This is a genomic window from Mycobacterium sp. BK086 (assembly GCA_004362315.1).
Lineage (GTDB): Bacteria > Actinomycetota > Actinomycetes > Mycobacteriales > Mycobacteriaceae > Mycobacterium.
The window spans coordinates 263,818-283,052 of sequence record SNWL01000005.1 but is presented as its reverse complement, the minus strand read 5'-3'; the positions used below and the strand labels follow the sequence as shown (position 1 = coordinate 283,052).

Genomic DNA, 19,235 nt, shown 5'->3' with positions numbered 1-19,235 from the left:
GCCGACCGTACTGGATAGACCTGGAGTATCAGCGCGCGGCGCGGGCGACCGGCTGGGCGCTCGCCACGGCGTCACGCACGGCAGCGGTCAGGCTGCGCTCGTCGTCGACGTCGAAGTCGGTCAGGCTGCGGGACGCGGTCGCGACAACGTCCTCTGCGTGGGGCACCGGGCCGACGAGCCGCGGGTGGTAGACCTCGACCAGCAGCTGCCCGCGATGAACCTGGAACGAAAAGCTGCGACCATCGCCGAGCTGGCCAAATCCGCTGGCGAATACACCAGTGGAAATGTCCTCGATAGCAAACTCGCGCCCGTCTGACTGCGGTCTTACGGCCAACGTCATCAGGACACCATAACGCGGGTTACGGGCTGAGAGAAGACAAAGACGTCAAATTGTCTTTCCTCCACGCCTCTAGAATTCCTGATCGACAGAGGGCGACACGATCGCCTGATCTTGAACACACCCGAGGGCTACCCACTGCCAATGCTTGTAAACAGAAACGGTTTACGCAGGTCGGCCGTCGTGTTGTTGACGTTTGCGGTGCTCGCGACCGGATGTTCGTCCAATCCGCTGACCGCGCCGCCGCCGACGATCGAGCCCGCCACGCCCGCGGTTTCTCCCCCGCCCGGCACCCGACCGGCCGGCGAGTTGTTGCCGCTGGGCGGCCGTCCGCAAGCGGCGATCTTCGACGGACGCACCGGGTCATTGGCGGTCCTGTCCCCCGGCACCGACCCGCAATCGCCCGCGACGCTGGCCTTGTTCGCCGCCTCGGGTGGCACCCGCGAGCTCACCTTGCCCGGCCCGGCGACGGCTCTGACCGGTGACGGCCAGGGCGCCGCATACCTGTCCACCCGCGGTGGTTATGTCACCGTCGATCTGGCGGCCGGCGCGGCGACGCCGGTGTCCGTCACCGGCGAGACCGACACCGATTTCACCGCGATCGCCCGGCGCGCCGACGGACGGCTGGTCCTCGGCAGCGCCGACGGCACCGCGTACACGCTGGGTTCGGAGACCGCGGTAGCCGAGAAGGTGAAGATCTTCGCCCGCGTGGATGCGATCGTCACCGAGGGGAACAATGCCGTCGTCCTGGACCGTGGGCAGACATCGGTGACCTCGCTGAACAGCGACGGGCGCACCCAGCTGTCGCTGCGCGCGGGGGTGGGGGCCACCACGCTGGCGGCCGATCCGATGGGCCGCGTCCTGGTGGCCGATACCCGCGGCGGGCAGCTGCTGGTGTTCGGTGTCGACCCGCTGATCGAACGGCAGGCCTACCCGGTTCCGCAGGCGCCCTACGGGTTGGCGGGATCACGCAATTTGGCATGGGTTTCTCAGACCGCGGCGAATATGGTTGTTGGTTACGATTTGACGACTGGTATTCCCGTGGAGAAGGTGCGTTACCCGACCGTGCAGCAACCGAACTCGCTGGCTTTCGACGACACGTCCGACACCTTGTATGTCGTGTCGGCAACGGGTGCCGGTGTGCAGGTGATCCGCAACGCGGCCGGTGCCCGGTGAGTGCGGCACACCGGGGCCGGATGCCGGCGAGCTGGGAAAACGAACTGTCCGACGACTACGAATGGATCCCCCTTCGGCTGCCGCCGGATGTGACCAGAATCAGCGCCTCGACACGACTGTCGATCGAGGCCGAATACCGCGGCTGGGAGCTGACCAGAGTGCGTCTGTACACCGACGGAAGTCGACGAGTTCTCTTGCGGCGTAAGAAATCCCGGGTCAGCAACACCGCGGACCAGCCGGGCCTGTGATATACGCCGCGCTGCGGCGGGCCTTCTTCCTGGTGCCCGCCGAACGGATCCACACGCTGGTGTTCGGCACGCTGCGTGCCGCGACGGCCACCGAGCTGACGCGACGGGCGTTGCGCCGCAGGCTCGCACCGCAGGATCCGGTGCTGGCCAGCACGGTGTTCGGAGTGCGGTTCCCCGGCCCGCTCGGCCTGGCCGCCGGGTTCGACAAGGACGGGCTGGGCCTGAACACCTGGGGCGCATTGGGATTCGGCTATGCCGAAGTGGGCACCGTGACCGCCCAGCCACAACCGGGAAATCCCCAACCGCGGCTGTTCCGACTGCCCGAAGACCGGGGATTGCTCAACCGGATGGGGTTCAACAACCACGGCGCAGGACAGCTGGCGCTGCAGTTGGCACGCAACCGGCCAGAGGCCCCCGTCGGGGTGAACATCGGCAAGTCGAAGGTCACTCCACCCGAGCTGGCCGCCGATGATTACCGCGCCAGCGCACGGCTACTCGGCCCGCTGGCCGACTATGTCGTGGTCAACGTCAGTTCCCCCAACACCCCCGGGTTGCGCGACCTGCAAGCCGTGGAATCCCTGCGCCCGATCCTGTCGGCCGTGCTGGAAGAGACCACGACGCCCGTGCTGGTGAAGATCGCCCCCGACCTGTCCGACGACGACGTCGATGCCGTCGCCGACCTGGCCGTCGAACTCGGACTCGCCGGAATTGTCGCGACCAACACCACGATCTCGCGGGCCGGCCTTCGGACACCCGGGGTGGACGACCTCGGGTCCGGCGGGATCTCGGGACCCCCTGTCGCGCAACGGTCGCTGGAGATCCTGCGCCGGCTGTACACGCGGGTGGGCACCGACCTCGTGCTGATCAGTGTCGGCGGCATCGAGACCGCCGACGACGCCTGGGAACGGATCACCGCCGGCGCCGCACTGCTGCAGGGCTATACGGGGTTCATCTACGGCGGTGGCTTGTGGGCCAAGGAGATTCACGACGGCATCGCCGCGCGGCTGCATGCGGGCGGCTTCAGTTCGCTGGCCGAGGCAGTCGGATCGGCCGTCGAGCGCTAGTTCGGCCGCAGCCCGAACTGTCCGGCGTCGGCGTCGTACAGCAGGTCGTAGTGGCCCAGCGCCCGCAGGCCCGTGTTCACAAAGGTGCCGTTCGCCGCCTTCGCGTGATGCACACCGATCGGCGTCTGGGCAGCGCCGTCCCCCACCACGAAGCTGTAGTGCAGCTCGCCCACGTCGATCGTCATCGGGGTGCCCGCGGGCACAGTCCCGCTCGACGGAAGACCATCGCCCTCGACGATCATGTCCAGCAGGCCGGTGTCGATCAGTACCTTGCCGGAATACCTGGGGCCGGAACCCAATTGAAAGCCGCCCATCGGCGTCATCCAGTCGTTGTGGGCGCCCTCTTTCGGCGGCCCGGCGTTTGTCAGCTGCTGCTTGCTCCACGCGCCCGTGGTGTTCGTGTCCGTCAGGCCCAGCGACAGTCCACCGCGGCCGATGACGTACCCGCGCCGCATGGTGCCCGCCGCCATCTCGGTGAGGTTCAACAACGGGTTGTAGGTCGGCGGCCGGTTGTCGCCACGGCCGAACCCAACGCCCATCATGTGCGGAATATCGCCGGTGCAATTGTGTGAGTTGACGCCACCGCCAAGGCATTTCGAGCTCGTCACGGCCAGTACCGGAACCGTTGTCTCGGCGGCGACGGTGGCGCCCGTGGCGTTGACGGCGCCCGGAAACCGAACCGGAACCGTCGCCCACACCCCGGTGAGCTGCAGCCCGCTGGAGCTGTAGGTCAGGGTTCCGGGTGGGGCACCCGCAGGAATGTTGGGCACCTCCGAGGCGGGCACGACGACGCCCACCGACCCCGTGTCGACGGTGAACGGCGATGCCGCGCCACCGTTGACCGAGGCCTCGACCTTGAGTGTGCGCCGCAGGTTGGCGAAGTCCGGGGATCCCACCCACGGCACGGTGTAGCTCTGCACATCGGCTGACGGCGACGGGCTTGTCTCTGAACTACATCCGGCCACGCAGGCCACCGCAACCAGCAGCGCGAGAGCTTTCAGCATCGAGAATCCTTGGGCGGCAGGGCAAGATCGATCAGGTAGGCCGTCGCGTAGTTGTCGACGCACGTTTCACCGTGAAACACCACCGTGTGTTGTGTGCCGTCGAACGTCAAGAGCACGCCTCCGAGATCCCTGGCCAGCTCGACACCCGACTGGTACGGCGTCGCCGGATCGTGCGTGGTGGAGACCACCAACACCGGCGGAAGGCCGGGCGCGGACACGACGTGCGGCCCACTCGATGGCGGCGCTGGCCAGAACGCGCAAATGCCAAGGGGCGCATTGCCGGTGAAGGGTCCATACGTGGCGAAGGGTGCCACCTGACGCAGCTGCCGGTCTTGATCGACGGCCTTCGCCCGGTCGGCGTTGGGTGGTGCGTCGACGCAATTGACGGCGTTCTGAACGTCATTGGCGTTCGTATAGTGGCCGTGGCTGTCGCGGCTCCAGTATGCGTCGGCCAGCTTGAGCAGGACGTCGCCCCTGCCCTGGGCCAGCTCGGACAGTCCGTAGGACAGAGTCGACCACATCGTCGGCGAGTACAGCGCGAACAGCGTGCCGGTGATCGCGTCGCTGTAACCCAGTTCGCGGTCATGAAGTGTGGGAGCAGGATCGGCCACCAGCGGGTCAACCAGGCGGTGGTAGGCGTCGACGGCTTTGGCGGGGTCATCTCCGAGCGGGCAATTGCCGCTGTTGATGCAGTCGGCTACGTAATCGTTGAACGCCTTCTGGAAGGCGGCCGCCTGGTCGATGCCGGCCTGCAGCGGATCGGCATTGGGGTCGACGGCGCCGTCGAGGATCATCGCCCGCACCTTGTCCGGGTAGGCCTCGGCATAGGTCGATCCGATGTCGGTGCCGTACGAGTAGCCCAGATACGTCAGCTTCTCGTCACCCAGCGCCATCCGGATCCGGTCCAGGTCTCGGGCGACGTTGAGCGTGCCGACATTGGCCAGGAAATCCACGCCCATTTTGTCCAAACAGCGCTGGGCGAACTGCTTTTGGAGGTTCTCGATGTGCTCGACACCCGAAGGGCTGTAGTCGACCTGCGGGTCGGCACGGTTCGCATCGTTGTCCGCATCGGAGTTGCACCACAGCGCCGGAGTAGACGCACCGATGCCGCGTGGGTCGAATCCGACGAAATCGAACCGCTGACGGACTTGCGGCGGCAGCGAATTCACCAGCTTGACCGCGGCGTCGACGCCGGACACGCCGGGGCCGCCAGGATTGACGACCAGCGAGCCGATCTTCTGGCCGGTCGCCGGAAAGCGGACCAGAGCCAAACGCGCGACGGGGCCGTGGTCCTCGGAGTAGTCGACGGGGACCTCGACCGCACCGCATTCGGCACCGGCCGTGCGGCATGGCGACCACGCCACCGGCGCCGGTGGCCCCAGCGCGGGTGTCGTCGCCTGGGGCTTCCCGTCGATTGCCGTGCTGCAGCCGGCCACCAACACCATGGCGGCCAGCGCGGCGACGGCCCTAATTTTGCTCGTAAGTGCCGTGAATGACCGCGCGCGCAATCGCATTCATGAACAGGTTGAACCCGAGGTAGGCGGGGCTGGCGTCCTCGGTGAGCTCCAGCTTCTCCACCTTGAGGGCGTGCACGGCCACGTAGTAACGGTGATAGCCGTGACCCTGCGGCGGTGCGGCGCCGAGGAAGCGGCGGATGCCGGCGTCGTTGACGAGGGTCAGAGCATCGCCGGGCAGCAGAGAACCGTCACCGACGCCGGATGGCAGCTCGGTCACCGTGGCGGGCAGGTTGGCCACCGCCCAGTGCCAGAAGCCGGACGCGGTGGGAGCATCCGGGTCGTAGACGGTGACGGCGAAGCTGCGGGTCTCCTCCGGGAAGCCCGACCAGCTCAGCTGCGGCGAGACGTCCTCACCACCGGCGCCCATGATGCCGCTGACCTGAGCGTTCTTCCACGGCTGACCGTCTTCGAAATCGGTACTGGTCAGCGTGAAACCGGGCAGTTCGGGGAGGAATTCGTAGGGGTTGTAGGGAAATGCCATGTGACGGGCTTCCTTTCGTGTGTGTCAGCAGTTCTTCAAGAAGTGTTCGAGCACTTTCACGCCGAACTGCAGTGCGTCCACCGGCACCCGTTCGTCGATGCCGTGGAACAGCGCGGCGAAATCCAGCTCCGGCGGCAGCCTCAGCGGGATGAATCCGAAGCAGCGAATACCAAGGCGAGCAAAGGCTTTCGCATCGGTACCGCCGGACAGCATGTAGGGCACGGTGCGGGCTTCCGGATCGACCGCGAGCAGTGCGTCGTTCATCGCGTCCACCAGGTCGCCGTCGAACGTCGTCTCGTACGACGGCAGGTCGCGCTCCCAGGACCGGGTGACGTCGGGACCGATCAGTTCGTCGATCTCCCGCTCGAACGCCTCCTTACGCCCGGGCAGCACCCGGCAGTCGATCACGGCCTCGGCGGTCTGCGGGATGACGTTGGCCTTGTAGCCGGCCTTGAGCATGGTCGGGTTGGCGGTGTCTCGGAGCGTCGCACCGACGATGCGGGCGATGCCACCCAGTTTGGCGATCGTCCCTTCGAGATCCGGCGAGGCCGGGTCGAAGCTGTAACCGGTCTCCTCGGCGATTGCGGTAAGGAACTGCTCCACGGAATCGGTGAGCACCAACGGGAATTGGTGACGACCCAGGCGGGCAACGGCTTCGGCGACGGCGGTGACGGCGTTGTCGTCGTGCACCATCGAGCCGTGACCGGCCCGGCCACGGGCGGTCAGCCGCATCCACGACAGGCCTTTTTCGGCGGTCTCGATCAGGTAGAGCCGGCGCTCGCCACCGTCCTTGTGTGGCACCGTGAGTGAGAAGCCGCCGACCTCGCCGATGGCCTCGGTGATGCCCTCGAAGAGGTCGGGCCGGTTGTCCACCAACCACTGGGCGCCGTAGGTGCCGCCGTGCTCCTCGTCGGCGACGAAGGCGAAAACCAAATCCCGCGGCGGGACGATGCCGGCCCGTTTGAAGTGCCGGGCGACGGCGATCATCATGCCGCACATGTCCTTCATGTCGACCGCGCCGCGGCCCCACACATAGCCATCGGCGACAGCGCCGGAGAACGGGTGCACACTCCAGTCGGCCGGCTCGGCGGGAACGACGTCGAGATGGCCGTGGATCAGCAGGGCGCCGCGGGTGCGGTCGGCCCCGGGCAGGCGGGCGAAGACGTTGCCCCGGCCCGGCGCACCGGACTCGACGTACTCGCATGTGTACCCGACCGCGCTGAGCTGCTCGGCGACCCAGAGGGCACATTCCGCTTCGCCCTTGGTGGTGGCCAGGTCACCGGTGTTGGAGGTGTCGAACCGGATGAGGGCGCTGACGAGATCGACCACTTCGTCCTGAGGTTCTGTCACAGTCCCCTTTCCTACCACTGGCTGCTCGGCGTTGCGGGAGTGGAGGTCGCGCATTATCACAAGATTCCCTTCAACCACTCGCGCAACACGCCGATATAGGGTTTGATTTACCGGGTGACCCCCCGCCTCCCCTTGATCGCCGCGGCGCTGTGCCTGTCGGTCAGCGGCTGTTCAGCGATCACGGCGGGGACCGCGATGCCCACCTCCCCGGCACCGCTGACCAGCCCGGATGCCCTGCCGACCCTGCTGCTGTCGGCTCCCGACGTCGGTGCGGCGCTGTCGAGCGACGACGTGGTCGTCACCACCGATGTGAACAAGGCCTGGAACGACAGCGCGCACTTCGCCGACGTGAATTGCCTGGCCATTGCCGGTGCCGCCCAGCAGGGTGTGTATGCGAGCAGCGGGTCGACGGCCGTGCACGGCCAGGTGCTGCGCGACCCGCCGACGTCGCAGGAGTGGTCGCACTATGCCGTGCAGGCGGTGGTGGCCTTCCCCAGCGCGCAGGCGGCGGCCGATTTCTTCACCGCGTCGCAGCAGGGCTGGGCGGCCTGCTCGAACCGGCAGCTGGATTACGCCCAGCCGATCGGTCCGCCCCAGGTGTGGTCGGTCGGCCAGACCAGCACCGACAACAACGTGCTGGCGGTGTCGCGGGTGCAGCAGAGCCCGATGAAGTGGGACTGCCAGCGGGCGCTGACCGTGCACAGCAATGTCGCGGTCGATGTCGAGGCATGCAGCTTGAACGGGCCCACAGCGGCGGCGAGTGCGATCGCCGGGCAGATCGCCGGACGGCTGCCGAGCGCCTGAGCCGGCCTCATTTGGGACTGGAGTGCTCGATCCGTTAGCCTTAAGCGCCCCTGGGCTGGTCTTCAGGGGAAGGTCCGAGTGGCGGAATGGCAGACGCGCTAGCTTGAGGTGCTAGTGCCCTATTAACGGGCGTGGGGGTTCAAGTCCCCCCTCGGACACTCTCTTCACAGTCGGACGGCAATTTGAATGCCGTCGCCGATCGGCACCGTCATCGTCGCGTACCCATTGGCTTCATCCCCGAGATAGGCCAGCAGCGCCCCGTGCACATCGCGGCCGAAGTCGGCGGTCACGTCGTCGATCAGGACCAAGGTGCCTGCCCGCAGGTTCGGCTCGAGCACCCGCAGGACATCGAGCGCCAGATCGGGCCAGCCGTCCAGCAGCACCAGGTCCGGCACAGATGGCAGTTCGGCCAGCGTCTCGCGGGCGTCGCCGAAGCGCAGCTCGATCAGATCGGCGACGCCGGCATCGGCGAAGTTGCCCAGCGCGGCGTCGGCCTTGCCCCTCTGCATCTCGGTGGTGATGACGGTGCCACCGCCGTTGTCGCGGACCGCGCTCGCGAGGTGGATCGTGGACACCCCGAATGAGGTGCCGTATTCGACGACGTTGCGTGCCCCCGTCGCCCTGGCCAACAGGTAGAGCAGCTGCCCGCCCGCACCGGAGACGGACATGTAGACGTCCTTGAACACGTCAGCACGCTGGCCGGCATCGAGATCCCACGGCGAGTGCGGCGCGTCGAGCACCGCCGCGACGGCGGCCTCGTCACCCGCCTGTTCGCTCGACAGAAGGCGTTGCAGGACAACGGAAACCGCAGGGGTTGTGAGGGAGTTTGTCATGAACTCAACGTATGCTCGATTCTGGATTACCTCCAGTGCATCATTGATAAGTAGGGATTATCTGAAATGGAATCCACGAACGACCTCGACATGAACCTGCTGCTGGCGCTCGATGCGCTGCTCGAGCTGCGCAGCGTCGGTCTGGCCGCCGAACGTCTGCATACCTCGGCGCCCGCGATGAGTCGCACACTGGGGCGGCTACGGCGCAAGCTGGACGATCCCGTGCTGGTGCGGGCCGGCCGGCAGATGGTCCCCACTCCCCGCGCCTTGGCGATGCAGGCCGACGTGCGCGACGTGATCGACCGTGCCCGAACGCTTTTCGCATCACCCAAGGCCATCGAGCCACGTCGGTTGTCACGCACGTTCTCGTTGCAGATCGGCGATATCGGCATGCTCAGCACGGTCGCCGAGCGGCTCCTGACACGCGTACGGGCCGAAGCACCCGACGTGGTGCTGCGCTTCGTCGGCGAGAGCCACGAGGACACCCACTCGTTGCGTGACGGCAGTGTCGACCTCGAGGTGGGCCAGACCAGTCATGTCGACCCAGAGATCCGGGTCGAGGATCTGGTCACCGACCGCATGATCGGTGTCGTGCGGGCCGGACATCCACTGGTGAAGCGGCGCGTCACCGTCAAGCGTTACGCCGATGCCGAGCACGTCGTGTTCTCGCGCCGGGGACGGCTGCGCGGGCCGGTCGACGAATTGCTCGCCGAACACGGCCTGCAACGCCGCGTCGCTGTCTGCGCCCCCACCCCGGCGGGCGGCCTGTTCCTCGTCCGCAGTAGCGATCTCGTCGCCATGATGCCGGCCGGGCTGGGGCGCTACGCGATAGAGGCGTTGAACCTCAACACTTTTGCGATCCCGCTCGATCTCCCACCGTTGACGATCAGCATGGCATGGCATCCTCGCCACGATGCCGACGGTGCGCATCGCTGGCTTCGTCAGTGTGTGCGGGAGGCGCTTTAGCTTCCGGCGGGCCGCCCAGCACGAACGGCGCGTATTGCGTCCGCGAGAGTCCAGATCGCCAGGCCGAGCAGGGCGATGTCCTTCACCAGAAACTGACCCGTCGAGGACAGCAGAGGAAAGCCGCCGGCGGATTGCTCACCGACCCCCGGCGTGGTGAACAGGAAGCTGATCGTGGCGATGAAGAGCCCGATAGCGGCGACGCTGCCGACGACCGACAGTCTTGCCGACAGGGGCTTGACGGCGAGCAGCAGTGCCGTTGCCAGCTCGACGACGCCCAATAGCGCCGAGAACGTCGTGACCGAGAGAAAGTCGTAGATCCAACTCATGAACGGGCTGTTCGCCACCAGCGGCTGGATGCCCTCGGCTTCGTAACCGGTGAACTTCAGGACTCCGATCCAGGCGATCACGACCACGAGGCCGTAGCGGGCGGCCAGTGCGCCGAAGTGCGACGTCGTGGAAGCTGTTGCGCCGACAGGGGTCGACGTGTGGGTGGCCGTCATGGTGAAAACCTTTCTGAAGGGTGCTCGTACGACCGCTGGGTGCCACGCGGTACGCGATGCGTTACAGACCCGCCCGCTGTAACGGTTTCAGCGCAATGCCCCACTGCCAGTTGGGGACGACGAAGAGGAGGCGCCTGATGGCCCGTCCTGAGCATGACTTCACCGGTTTACGCGCGCTGTTCATCAACTGCACCCTGAAGCGTTCACCCGAACCCAGTAACACTGCGGGGTTGGTCGACATCAGCAGGTCGATCATGGTCAAGCACGGTGTGGTCGTCGACGAGCTGCGGGCCGTCGACCACGACATCGCCACCGGCGTGTGGCCCGATATGCGCGAGCACGGCTGGACCACCGACGACTGGCCGGAAATCTTCGAAAAAGTCCTCGCCGCAGATATTTTGGTGCTGGCCGGCCCGATCTGGCTCGGCGACAACAGCTCGGTGATGAAACAGGTACACGAACGGCTCTACGGAGGCTCGCATCTGCTCAACGATGCCGGCCAATACCTGTACTACGGCCGGGTCGGCGGCTGCCTGATCACCGGAAACGAGGATGGGGTCAAGCACTGTGCACAGAACGTGCTCTACACACTGCAGCACATCGGCTACACCATCCCTCCGCAGGCCGATGCCGGATGGATCGGCGAGGCCGGCCCGGGACCGTCGTACCTCGATCCGGGCTCCGGGGGGCCCGAGAACGACTTCACCAATCGCAACACCACGTTCATGACCTGGAACCTGATGCATCTGGCAAAGATGCTGCGAAGCGCCGGTGGCATACCGGCGTACGGCAACGTTCGAACGGGCTGGGATGCCGGCTGTCGCTATGATTTCGCCAATCCGGAATACCGTTGACGGGATAGTATTTCGACCCGATGACCGGGACGGGGTACGACGAATCGACGTTGCTCGCATCGTTGCGGGCCGGCGACGAGTCGGCCTTTGCCAGCTTGGTCGACCAACACACCCCGGCACTGTTGAGGGTTGCCCGCGGCTACGTCCGAACCAACGAAGCAGCCGAGGAAGTCGTCCAGGAGACCTGGATCGCTTTGATCAAGGGCATCGCGAAATTCGAGGGCCGATCCTCGCTTCGCACTTGGCTTTTCACCGTGATGATCAATATCGCCAAGACCCGCGGCGTCCGGGATCAGCGTGTCCTCGATGCCGAGCTGTCGGCCTTCGGCGCCACGACCGTCGACCCGGCTCGATTCCGGCCCATGAACGATCCCGCCTGGCCCGGACACTGGCGCGATGACAGCGCCCCTTCGGCGTTTCCCGACACGCCCGAGGGGTCGGTGCTGGGTGCCGAGTTCATCGCTCTCGCCCGCCGCGAACTCGACAAGCTGCCTGAGCGCCAACGGGCCGTTGTCACCTTGCGGGACATGATGGGGTTCGACTCGGCGGAGGTATGCGAATTGTTGGGCCTGACCGTGGCGAACCAACGTGTTCTACTGCACCGCGGACGCGCGGCGATCAGGCAGGCGCTCGAGGATTACGTGAGGGAGGCGCCGTGAGCACAGAATCGATGGACTGCAACGAGTTCGTCGAGCTCGTCACCGCCTACCTCGACGGATCGCTCGACCTGCCGACGCGAGCCCGTTTCGACCTGCACCTGCTCGACTGTGACGGGTGCGCGAACTACCTCCAGCAGTTTCAGGCCACCGTCGACACGGTCGGCCGGATCGGTCCCGAACAGCTCGACCCTGCCTTTCGCACCAGGCTCCTCGACGCGTTTCGCGACTGGCGGTAAGAAGTTCGTCACATCGGGGGCGTAACGCACATGTGCCCGCGAATCACTCACTGTCGGAACATCAAAGCGCCGCAACGCGGTGCATGTACTCGAGGAGTCCGACATGAAGGTCACCGTTGTCGCCGCCGCGATCGGCATCGCCGTGGGCGCGGCACTGTCCGCGCCCGCGACCGCCGCCGCCATTCCCACCAGCGGCTCGGCCGCCGATGTCGTCAAGGCATTGCAAGACCAGGGGTACAGCGTGCAATTCAACAGCCCGTCGACGATGCCGTTGTCCCGATGCACCGTCACCGGCGTGCACGGCCTCGTCGTCATGATGATGCCGGACGGCAGCCTGATGATGCGGATGGACCCGGGCAACCCCGGTTCGGTCTACGTGGACCTCAACTGTCCGACCAGCAACTAGCTCGACTCGACGCGTCCCCGCGTCTTGGCCAGGCTCGCCACCGTCGTCACCAAGAGCACCACCCCGATCACGCCTATCGACATGCCCGTCGAAATCTCGGGCACCGCAACATGCCGGCCGCCGTTGATGAACGGCAGGCTGTTCTCGTGCAGAGCGTGCAGCACGAGTTTGACGCCGATGAACGCCAGGATCAGCGATAGCCCGTAGGACAGGTAGATCAGCCGGTCAAGCAGGCCGCCGATGAGGAAGTACAACTGGCGCAGACCCATCAACGCGAATGCGTTCGCGGTGAACACGATATAGGGCTGTTCGGTCAGGCCGTAGATCGCCGGAATCGAGTCCAGCGCGAACAACACATCGGTGAACGCGATCGCGATGAGCGCCAACAACATCGGTGTGACGACCCGCTTGCCGTCGAGCTTGGACAGGAACCTGTCGCCGTCGTAGTCGTCGGTGGTCGGGACGAACCGGCGCACCAGGGCGATGATCCGGCTGTCGCGCTTCTCCTCGACCTCTTTTTCGTGGCCGGCTTCCTTCGCGAGCTTGACGGCGGTGAGTACCAAGAAGATTCCGAAGAGGTAGAACACCCAACTGAACGTGCTGATGGCCGCGGCACCGACGGCGATGAACCCCGCCCGCATGATCAGCGCCATCACGATGCCGATCAGCAGCAGCTTCTGCTGGAACTGTCGCGGCACCGCGAACGTCCCCATGATCACGGTGAACACGAACAGGTTGTCCACGCTCAGCGCCTTCTCGGTGACATAACCCGCGAAGTACTCACCGGCGTAGGTGCCACCCCACAACCACCACACGACGAACCCGAACACCACCGCCAGGCCGATGTACACCGACGACCAGATCGCGGACTCTCTGAAGGTCGGCTCGTGCGGCACGCGTACATGCGCGTAGAAGTCGAACACGAACAACCCGAGGATCACCGCGCACGTCACGACCCACACCATCAACGAAACGGTCATGATTCCATTATTCGGTATTAGCCAGGCTTGACCGCGAGCACGGGTTTTGGGCATTCCATCAGTAGCTGTTGCGCGACGCTGCCCAGCAGCAGTTTGCCGACCGGATTGCGGTGCCGCAGCCCGATCACCAGCAGTTCGGCCTCCGGGCGCTCCATCGCCTCCAGCAGTGCATCGGCGGCGTACACCCCGACCGGTTGCGACAGCTCGTAGCGCACCCCGCAGTCTTTCAGGCGGTCCTCGATGTCGTGCACCTTGCGGGTGTGGGCGAACGCGGCGTCGACGTAGGAGTCCCCCTGTGTCGAGTTGACCACCAGCAAGTCGGTGTCGCGCAGGGCCGCCTCGGCGATGCCTGCGGAAAGCGCCGCCGCGCCGAACTGGTCGTTGGTATATCCCACGACGATCATGTTGTCTTCGCCTTCTCCCTCTGATCCTTGTCGTCCTCGACGATCAGCAGCGTCTCCTCATCGCGGTGCAGCAGGCGCAGCACCAGCGGGATGGCCAGCAGCACCGCCATGCACACGTACGTCACGATTGCGACCGGCTCGGTGAACAGGCTCGACCACTCGCCCCCGCCGAGCTGCAGGCTCTGGCGCAGTTGCCGTTCGATGCGCGGCCCCAGGATTACGCCGATGATCAACGGCAGCACCGGTAATCCGAAGCGCCGCATCATCAGCCCGAGCAGACCGAAGATCAACAGCAGCGCCAGATCCAGCGGCTGCACGTTCACCGCGAACGCCCCGAGCGTGGCGAAGAACAGGATGCCCGCGTACAGATACGGCCGCGGCGTACGCAGCAGCTTGGCCCACAGCGGCGCCAGCGGCAGGTTGAGCACCAACAGCAGCAGGTTGCCGATGAACAGACTCGCGATCAGCGTCCAGATCAACAGCGGTTCCTTGCTGAAAAGCGTTGGCCCGGGCTGGATTCCGTAGGACACGAAGGCGGTCAGCATGACCGCGGCGGTGGCGTTGGTCGGCAGGCCCAGCGACAGCATCGGCACCAGGGTGCCGGCGGCCGACGCGTTGTTGGCCGCTTCGGGTCCGGCCACCCCTTCGATGGCGCCCCGGCCGAACTCCTCGGGATGCTTGGACAGCTTCTTCTCGGTGATGTAGCTCAGGAACGTGGGCAGTTCGGCCCCGCCCGCGGGTAACGCACCGAACGGGAATCCGAATGCTGTGCCGCGCAACCACGGTTTCCAGGAGCGCCGCCAATCGTCGCGCCCCATCCACGGTCGGCCGACCGGAATCACATCGGCGGGCCTGCGCCGCAGATGCGCCGCGACCCACAGCGCCTCTCCGACCGCGAAGATGGCGACCGCGACCACCACGATGTCGATACCGTCGGACAGTTGCGGGATGCCGAACGTGGCCCGCGGCTGACCGGTGAGGAAGTCGATACCGACGATGCCGATCGCCAGGCCGAGCACCAGCGAGATGGCGCCACGCAGCTTCGACGAGCCGAGCACCGCGGTCACCGCCACGAGCGCGAAGAGCATGATCGCCAGATACGACGGCGCACCGAGGGTGACCGCGAAGCGCGAGATCGCGGGTGCGAACGCGGCCAGCAGCACGGTGCCGATGGTGCCCGCGACGAACGAGCCGATGGCCGCGGTGGCCAGGGCCTGTGCGGCCCGGCCGGCCTTCGCCATCTTGTTGCCCTCGATCGCGGTGATCACCGACGACGACTCCCCCGGCGTGTTCAGCAGGATCGATGTGGTGGATCCGCCGTACATGCCGCCGTAGAAGATGCCGGCGAACATGATGAATGCCGCACTGGGACTGACGTTGTAGGTGATGGGAAGCAGCAGAGCCACCGTCATGGCCGGTCCGATGCCGGGCAAGACACCCACCGCCGTGCCCAGCAGCACCCCGATCACGGCGTAGAGCAGGTTCATCGGGGTCGCCGCCTCGGCGAAACCCTGCAGCAGCCAGTTGAAGTTGTCCATTTACAGAATCCCGTCCAAGATGCCTGCGGGCAGCGGGATTCCGAGCCCTGAGTAGAACGCGTAGAAGCTGGCCAGTGCGAGTGCCGCGCCGATGACGATGTTGCGCACGTAGTGCTTGCTGCCCAGAATCGTTGCCGCACCGGCAAAGAACAGCCCGCTGGTGATCACCCAGCCCAGCGGATGGACTAGCACAATCAGCGCGACGAACAGCACGATCAGCAGTCCGACGGTGCGCCAATCGCCCGGCGCCTCGGGATCGATGTCCTCACCGGCGTCGGCCTCGCCCTTGCTGCCGCGTGGGATTGCGACGGCCAGGATCACCGCGAGCACCAACGCCGCGATGCCGATGACCAACGGAAAGAATTTTGGCCCAACGGGATCCACCTTGGCGAAGCCCTCGTCCAGGGTCAGTCCGTTGTAGACCAGAAATCCGCCGACGATCGCCAGGACGGCGACCACGATGTACTGCGCATAGTCGACCGTGCGTTGCTCAGTCTGTTTGTCGTCAATGCTCACAGCAGCCCCAATTCGGTCAGAGTCGACGAGACCCGGTTGTCCTGATCGGTGAGGAATTGTTCGAAGGCAGGCCCGGTGACGAACGCGTCGGTCCAGCCGTTCTTGGCCAGCGCGTCCCGCCACTGCTGCGTGCCGTGCATCTCCTCGAGCACCTTCACCATCTGCTGCTTGGCGGTGTCGGAAATGCCCGGTGGCGCAAGGACACCGCGCCAGTTGGCGAACGTCAGGTCGATACCGGCTTCCTTGAGCGTCGGTGAGTCGACGCCTTGGACACGCTGCTCGCTGGACACCGCGAGCACCCGCAGCTGGCCCGCCTCGATCTGGTCGATGAGCTCGCCCGGACTGGAGGTTCCCACGGTGATCTTCTTGCCGAGCAGCGCCGTGAGCAGGTCGCCGCCACCGTCGTAGGTGACGAAGTTGACGCGCTTGGGTTCGACGCCAACGGCTTTGGCGAGTTCCATCGGGAACAGATGATCGGGTCCGCCCGGCGAGGAGCCACCGCCGATGGTGATCTTCGACGGGTCGGCCTTCCAGGCGGCGACGAAGTCGGCGACCGTCTTGAACGGTGAATCGGCGGGCACGAAGATGGCACCCGGGTCCTCGATCAGTTTCGCCAGGGCCGTCGCATCGGAGGCCTTGATCTTGGATCCGTTGGTGTACGTGGCGCCGACGACACCCAGACCCATCGTCATCATCAAGTCGTCATTACCGCGCTCGTTCATGAGCCGTGCCATCGCGACGGTGCCACCGGCGCCGAGAACGTTGAACACCTCGACCCGGCCGGTGATGTCCTGGTCCTCCATGATTTTCACCGCCGTTCGCGCGGTCAGGTCATAGCCGCCACCGGGGCTGTTGGGCACCATCATCCTCAGCCGGTGAAGACCGGACGGGTCGTCGCCACGTGTCACGCCGCAGCCGGCGAGCAGCAGCGTCGAGATCACCGCGATGGCAATCAGCCGGATTGATCGTGGTCGACTACGCCGCAACATCGTCGTGCCCCTTCGCATTGATGTGATGCTCAGTAATATTGGCTTACAGGGTGATGCAGGTCACTCTTTAGGACGCAGAGGAAGTTGTGGTCGTTGTGGTCATCGCTGGTACGTAGCGGGCGGAGCCTGGCGGGCCAGTTCCTCGCCTTCCAACTGCTCGTGGTGGCGGTCGTGCTGATCGCGGTGGCCGCGGTCTCGGTGGCCCAGTCCACCCAGGAGTTCCGCGAGGTGCGCGGCCAGCGGCTGATCGCCGTCGCCGAGAACCTGGCCTCGACTCCGATCGTGCGCGACCGCTACAACGATCCTTTCGCGTCGCAGATCTTGGCACCTGACGTCGATCGGGCGGTCGCGCTGTCAGGCGCCGGACTCGCCGAGATCATCGACCCGTCCGGGCTGGTTCGGGTGTCCTCGGATCCGTCGCGCGTGGGCCACAGTGCGGATTTCGGACCGTCTCGGGTAGTCCAGGGCCGCGCCTGGTTCGGCGATCTCGATGTCGACGGCCACCACGCACTGGCCGGGCAGGTCCCGATCCTGTCGCCAACCGGCGCGATGCTGTCGGCTGTGTCGGTCAGCGAGCCGTATCCGTCGGTGTGGCAACTGCTCAGTGGTGCGGGCGAGCGGTTGCTGGTCTACCTCGGCCTTGGCGCGGCGCTGGGCCTTGCCGCGTCGTGGTTGCTCTCGCGGCGGATCAAACGCCATACCCGCGGATTGGAGGTGGCCGAGATCGCCGGGCTGGCCGAACATCGAGAAGCGTTGCTGCACAGCATTCGTGAAGGCGTGATCGGGGTGAACACAGACGGGGTGATCACCGTCGTCAACGACAGCGCCCAGGAATTGCTCGGCATCGGGCCCGATGCCGTCGACACCAAAGTGCGCGAGGCCGGCATCGATCCGGCGGTGGCCGACTTCCTGATGTCCGGAGAGGACGGACACGACGTCGTGATCGTCACCCCCAACCGGGTTCTCGCGCTCAACCGGCGTGCGGCGACCAGCCAGGGCCAGCGGATCGGTACCGTGACCACGATGCGGGACAGCACTGAGCTGGCGTCGATGCAGGGCCAGCTGTCCTCGCACAAGAGCGTGACCGATACCTTGCGAGCCCAGACGCACGAGTTCGCCAACCAGTTGCACACCATCTCCGGGCTGGTCGAGCTGGGCGAATACGACTCGGTGCGCGACCTGGTCGGCGCGTTGACCCGACGGCGAGCCGAAATCAGTGACGCTGTCACCCAACATATTTCAGACCCTGCCGTCGCCGCTCTGCTGATCGCCAAGACCACGCTGGCCGCCGAGAGCGGAGTGAAGTTGGCACTGGCCGCCGATTCGCACCTGAGCGCACTGACCCCGGCGCTGGCCACCGACGTCATCAGCGTGCTGGGCAATCTGATCGACAACGCCGTCGACGTCTCCGAAGGCACTGCCGCACCGACAGTTACGGTGAGCATCTCCGATGTCGACGAGCTCACCATCGCGGTCGCCGACTCGGGCCCCGGCGTACCACAGGCCCAGCGCGAGCAGATCTTCTCCCGCGGTGTGACCTCCAAACCCGATGTCCCCGGGGGTCGCGGGATCGGCTTGGCCCTGGTCCGATTGATCACCGCCCAGCACGGCGGTACGGCGGAGGTCCACGATGCGCCCGGTGGCGGCGCGCTGTTCATCGCGCGACTGCCCCGCGTCGATTCGGTCAGCCATGCGTGAAGTGCTGGTCGTCGACGACGATTTCATGGTCGCGCAGATCCATCAGCGCTTCGTCGACCGTATCGACGGCTTCCACACTGTCGACGTCGCTCACACCGGCGCCGCCGCACTCGACGCCGCACATGAGCTGCGCCCGGATCTGATCCTGTTGGACGTCTACCTTCCCGACATGACGGGCCTGCAGGTGTTGCAGCGGCTGCGCGCCGAGGGTGACGCGGTCGGCGTCATCATGATCACCGCCGCACGGGAATTGGACACCGTGAGCGGCGCGCTGGACGGCGGCGCCGCCGACTATCTGATCAAACCGTTCGAATTCGACCAGCTGCGAACCAAATTGGAAGCGTTCGCGGCCCGGGCGGACGCACTGGGCTCCACCGCGGGAATCGACCAGAGCTTCGTCGACAACCTCTTCGGGCGGCCGGCCGCCACCGGTGGGCATGCGCCCATGCCCAAGGGCCTCGGCGAGGAAACCGGCGCCTTGGTGCTCAGCGCGGTGCGCGGGGCCGGCGAGGTGTCGGCGGCCGAATGCGCTGAACTGGTCGGCATCTCCAGGGTCAGCGCCCGCCGCTACCTCGAGCACTTCCTCAGCATCGGCGCTGTCGGCCTGCGACTGCAGTACGGGGCGGGACGTCCCGAACGCCGCTACCACGCGGTGTAATTCTCGCCGCGCGCCAT

23 protein-coding genes and 1 tRNA gene are annotated in these 19,235 nt (G+C 66.0%); 12 read left to right on the top strand and 12 right to left on the bottom strand.

Features of this window, described 5'->3' with window-relative positions; all coding sequences use genetic code 11:
• Nucleotides 1–28: 28 nt before the first annotated feature.
• Complete coding sequence (locus EV580_RS17730; protein ID WP_133692516.1) at nt 29–340, bottom strand: hypothetical protein; 312 nt, start codon at nt 338–340, stop codon at nt 29–31.
• A gap of 141 nt (nt 341–481) precedes the next feature.
• Between EV580_RS17730 and EV580_RS17725 the strand changes: the two genes are divergently transcribed.
• From EV580_RS17725 to EV580_RS17715, 3 genes are read left to right on the top strand one after another with little or no spacing between them, the layout of a single operon-like run.
• A complete protein-coding gene (locus tag EV580_RS17725; RefSeq protein WP_133692515.1) occupies nt 482–1,513 on the top strand; it encodes a YncE family protein in 1,032 nt (343 codons plus the stop codon).
• Entirely contained in the window at nt 1,510–1,761 is a 252-nt protein-coding gene (locus EV580_RS17720; RefSeq protein WP_133692514.1) for a DUF5703 family protein, read from the top strand. Before EV580_RS17725 ends, EV580_RS17720 begins: the two co-directional genes overlap by 4 nt.
• Nucleotides 1,761–2,825, top strand: a complete 1,065-nt coding sequence (locus EV580_RS17715) for a quinone-dependent dihydroorotate dehydrogenase (RefSeq protein ID WP_133693114.1) — start codon at nt 1,761–1,763, stop codon at nt 2,823–2,825. Before EV580_RS17720 ends, EV580_RS17715 begins: the two co-directional genes overlap by 1 nt.
• On the opposite strand, the gene EV580_RS17710 is transcribed toward EV580_RS17715, so the two are convergent.
• From EV580_RS17710 to EV580_RS17695, 4 genes are read right to left on the bottom strand one after another with little or no spacing between them, the layout of a single operon-like run.
• A complete protein-coding gene (locus EV580_RS17710) occupies nt 2,822–3,829 on the bottom strand; it encodes a hypothetical protein (protein WP_133692513.1) in 1,008 nt (335 codons plus the stop codon). The two genes, EV580_RS17715 and EV580_RS17710, sit on opposite strands and share 4 nt — an antisense overlap.
• Nucleotides 3,823–5,343: an alpha/beta hydrolase gene (locus tag EV580_RS17705; protein WP_166654762.1), complete on the bottom strand. Its 1,521-nt coding sequence runs from the start codon at nt 5,341–5,343 to the stop codon at nt 3,823–3,825. The genes EV580_RS17710 and EV580_RS17705 overlap by 7 nt, the downstream gene beginning before the upstream one ends.
• The gene (locus EV580_RS17700; RefSeq protein WP_133692511.1) at nt 5,297–5,827 is read right to left on the bottom strand and encodes a YbhB/YbcL family Raf kinase inhibitor-like protein; all 531 of its coding nucleotides are present in this window, start codon (nt 5,825–5,827) and stop codon (nt 5,297–5,299) included. The genes EV580_RS17705 and EV580_RS17700 overlap by 47 nt, the downstream gene beginning before the upstream one ends.
• A 24-nt stretch (nt 5,828–5,851) precedes the next feature.
• Complete coding sequence (locus tag EV580_RS17695) at nt 5,852–7,231, bottom strand: M20/M25/M40 family metallo-hydrolase (protein ID WP_166654761.1); 1,380 nt, start codon at nt 7,229–7,231, stop codon at nt 5,852–5,854.
• 60 nt (nt 7,232–7,291) lie between these two features.
• Here EV580_RS17695 and EV580_RS17690 point away from each other — a divergent pair, with 60 nt between their 5' ends.
• Both EV580_RS17690 and EV580_RS17685 read left to right on the top strand, forming a co-directional pair.
• On the top strand, nt 7,292–7,981 hold the full coding sequence (locus EV580_RS17690; protein WP_133692509.1) for a sensor domain-containing protein: 690 nt from the start codon (nt 7,292–7,294) through the stop codon (nt 7,979–7,981).
• Nucleotides 7,982–8,053: 72 nt separating this feature from the next.
• Nucleotides 8,054–8,139 (top strand) — tRNA-Leu (locus tag EV580_RS17685).
• 6 nt (nt 8,140–8,145) lie between these two features.
• Here EV580_RS17685 and EV580_RS17680 read toward each other — a convergent pair.
• Nucleotides 8,146–8,814 (bottom strand): O-methyltransferase, encoded by a 669-nt coding sequence (locus EV580_RS17680; RefSeq protein ID WP_133692508.1) that lies wholly within the window; start codon nt 8,812–8,814, stop codon nt 8,146–8,148.
• A gap of 66 nt (nt 8,815–8,880) precedes the next feature.
• On the opposite strand from EV580_RS17680, the gene EV580_RS17675 reads away from it, so the two are divergent.
• Entirely contained in the window at nt 8,881–9,780 is a 900-nt protein-coding gene (locus EV580_RS17675; protein WP_133692507.1) for a LysR family transcriptional regulator, read from the top strand.
• Here EV580_RS17675 and EV580_RS17670 read toward each other — a convergent pair.
• Nucleotides 9,777–10,280, bottom strand: coding sequence for a YkgB family protein (locus EV580_RS17670; RefSeq protein ID WP_133692506.1), 504 nt, complete (start codon nt 10,278–10,280; stop codon nt 9,777–9,779). The two genes, EV580_RS17675 and EV580_RS17670, sit on opposite strands and share 4 nt — an antisense overlap.
• 137 nt (nt 10,281–10,417) lie before the next feature.
• On the opposite strand from EV580_RS17670, the gene EV580_RS17665 reads away from it, so the two are divergent.
• The 4 genes from EV580_RS17665 (at nt 10,418) to EV580_RS17650 (ending at nt 12,435) form a co-directional block, all read left to right on the top strand.
• Nucleotides 10,418–11,134, top strand: a complete 717-nt coding sequence (locus tag EV580_RS17665) for a flavodoxin family protein (protein WP_133692505.1) — start codon at nt 10,418–10,420, stop codon at nt 11,132–11,134.
• A gap of 20 nt (nt 11,135–11,154) precedes the next feature.
• Nucleotides 11,155–11,793, top strand: a complete 639-nt coding sequence (locus tag EV580_RS17660) for an RNA polymerase sigma factor (RefSeq protein ID WP_133692504.1) — start codon at nt 11,155–11,157, stop codon at nt 11,791–11,793.
• The gene (locus EV580_RS17655) at nt 11,790–12,029 is read left to right on the top strand and encodes an anti-sigma factor family protein (RefSeq protein ID WP_286171627.1); all 240 of its coding nucleotides are present in this window, start codon (nt 11,790–11,792) and stop codon (nt 12,027–12,029) included. The genes EV580_RS17660 and EV580_RS17655 overlap by 4 nt, the downstream gene beginning before the upstream one ends.
• A gap of 103 nt (nt 12,030–12,132) precedes the next feature.
• Entirely contained in the window at nt 12,133–12,435 is a 303-nt protein-coding gene (locus EV580_RS17650) for a hypothetical protein (protein ID WP_133692503.1), read from the top strand.
• Here the strand turns inward: EV580_RS17650 and EV580_RS17645 are convergent.
• Genes EV580_RS17645 through EV580_RS17625 form a run of 5 tightly spaced genes read right to left on the bottom strand, consistent with a single transcriptional unit; the run spans nt 12,432 to nt 16,862 of the window.
• Complete coding sequence (locus EV580_RS17645) at nt 12,432–13,415, bottom strand: TerC family protein (RefSeq protein ID WP_133692502.1); 984 nt, start codon at nt 13,413–13,415, stop codon at nt 12,432–12,434. The two genes, EV580_RS17650 and EV580_RS17645, sit on opposite strands and share 4 nt — an antisense overlap.
• A 17-nt stretch (nt 13,416–13,432) precedes the next feature.
• Complete coding sequence (locus EV580_RS17640; protein ID WP_133692501.1) at nt 13,433–13,819, bottom strand: universal stress protein; 387 nt, start codon at nt 13,817–13,819, stop codon at nt 13,433–13,435.
• Entirely contained in the window at nt 13,816–15,357 is a 1,542-nt protein-coding gene (locus EV580_RS17635) for a tripartite tricarboxylate transporter permease (protein ID WP_133692500.1), read from the bottom strand. Before EV580_RS17635 ends, EV580_RS17640 begins: the two co-directional genes overlap by 4 nt.
• Entirely contained in the window at nt 15,358–15,873 is a 516-nt protein-coding gene (locus EV580_RS17630; RefSeq protein WP_133692499.1) for a tripartite tricarboxylate transporter TctB family protein, read from the bottom strand.
• Nucleotides 15,870–16,862, bottom strand: a complete 993-nt coding sequence (locus EV580_RS17625; protein WP_133692498.1) for a Bug family tripartite tricarboxylate transporter substrate binding protein — start codon at nt 16,860–16,862, stop codon at nt 15,870–15,872. Before EV580_RS17625 ends, EV580_RS17630 begins: the two co-directional genes overlap by 4 nt.
• A gap of 84 nt (nt 16,863–16,946) precedes the next feature.
• On the opposite strand from EV580_RS17625, the gene EV580_RS17620 reads away from it, so the two are divergent.
• Both EV580_RS17620 and EV580_RS17615 read left to right on the top strand, forming a co-directional pair.
• Complete coding sequence (locus EV580_RS17620) at nt 16,947–18,560, top strand: sensor histidine kinase (protein WP_166654760.1); 1,614 nt, start codon at nt 16,947–16,949, stop codon at nt 18,558–18,560.
• Nucleotides 18,553–19,218, top strand: a complete 666-nt coding sequence (locus EV580_RS17615) for a response regulator (protein ID WP_133692496.1) — start codon at nt 18,553–18,555, stop codon at nt 19,216–19,218. Before EV580_RS17620 ends, EV580_RS17615 begins: the two co-directional genes overlap by 8 nt.
• Nucleotides 19,219–19,235 lie beyond the last annotated feature (17 nt).

Excerpts from the sequence above, each read along its gene's own strand:
- EV580_RS17680 (WP_133692508.1), bottom strand. The coding sequence starts at position 8,814 with ATGACAAACTCCCTCACAACCCCTGCGGTTTCCGTTGTCCTGCAACGC.
- EV580_RS17670 (WP_133692506.1), bottom strand. The coding sequence starts at position 10,280 with ATGACGGCCACCCACACGTCGACCCCTGTCGGCGCAACAGCTTCCACG.
- EV580_RS17665 (WP_133692505.1), top strand. The coding sequence starts at position 10,418 with ATGGCCCGTCCTGAGCATGACTTCACCGGTTTACGCGCGCTGTTCATC.
- EV580_RS17640 (WP_133692501.1), bottom strand. The coding sequence starts at position 13,819 with ATGATCGTCGTGGGATATACCAACGACCAGTTCGGCGCGGCGGCGCTT.
- EV580_RS17625 (WP_133692498.1), bottom strand. The coding sequence starts at position 16,862 with ATGTTGCGGCGTAGTCGACCACGATCAATCCGGCTGATTGCCATCGCG.
- EV580_RS17730 (WP_133692516.1), bottom strand. The coding sequence starts at position 340 with ATGACGTTGGCCGTAAGACCGCAGTCAGACGGGCGCGAGTTTGCTATC.
- EV580_RS17650 (WP_133692503.1), top strand. The coding sequence starts at position 12,133 with ATGAAGGTCACCGTTGTCGCCGCCGCGATCGGCATCGCCGTGGGCGCG.
- EV580_RS17635 (WP_133692500.1), bottom strand. The coding sequence starts at position 15,357 with ATGGACAACTTCAACTGGCTGCTGCAGGGTTTCGCCGAGGCGGCGACC.
- EV580_RS17660 (WP_133692504.1), top strand. The coding sequence starts at position 11,155 with ATGACCGGGACGGGGTACGACGAATCGACGTTGCTCGCATCGTTGCGG.
- EV580_RS17675 (WP_133692507.1), top strand. The coding sequence starts at position 8,881 with ATGGAATCCACGAACGACCTCGACATGAACCTGCTGCTGGCGCTCGAT.
- EV580_RS17695 (WP_166654761.1), bottom strand. The coding sequence starts at position 7,231 with ATGCGCGACCTCCACTCCCGCAACGCCGAGCAGCCAGTGGTAGGAAAG.
- EV580_RS17700 (WP_133692511.1), bottom strand. The coding sequence starts at position 5,827 with ATGGCATTTCCCTACAACCCCTACGAATTCCTCCCCGAACTGCCCGGT.
- EV580_RS17705 (WP_166654762.1), bottom strand. The coding sequence starts at position 5,343 with ATGCGATTGCGCGCGCGGTCATTCACGGCACTTACGAGCAAAATTAGG.
- EV580_RS17710 (WP_133692513.1), bottom strand. The coding sequence starts at position 3,829 with ATGCTGAAAGCTCTCGCGCTGCTGGTTGCGGTGGCCTGCGTGGCCGGA.
- EV580_RS17725 (WP_133692515.1), top strand. The coding sequence starts at position 482 with ATGCTTGTAAACAGAAACGGTTTACGCAGGTCGGCCGTCGTGTTGTTG.
- EV580_RS17615 (WP_133692496.1), top strand. The coding sequence starts at position 18,553 with ATGCGTGAAGTGCTGGTCGTCGACGACGATTTCATGGTCGCGCAGATC.
- EV580_RS17645 (WP_133692502.1), bottom strand. The coding sequence starts at position 13,415 with ATGACCGTTTCGTTGATGGTGTGGGTCGTGACGTGCGCGGTGATCCTC.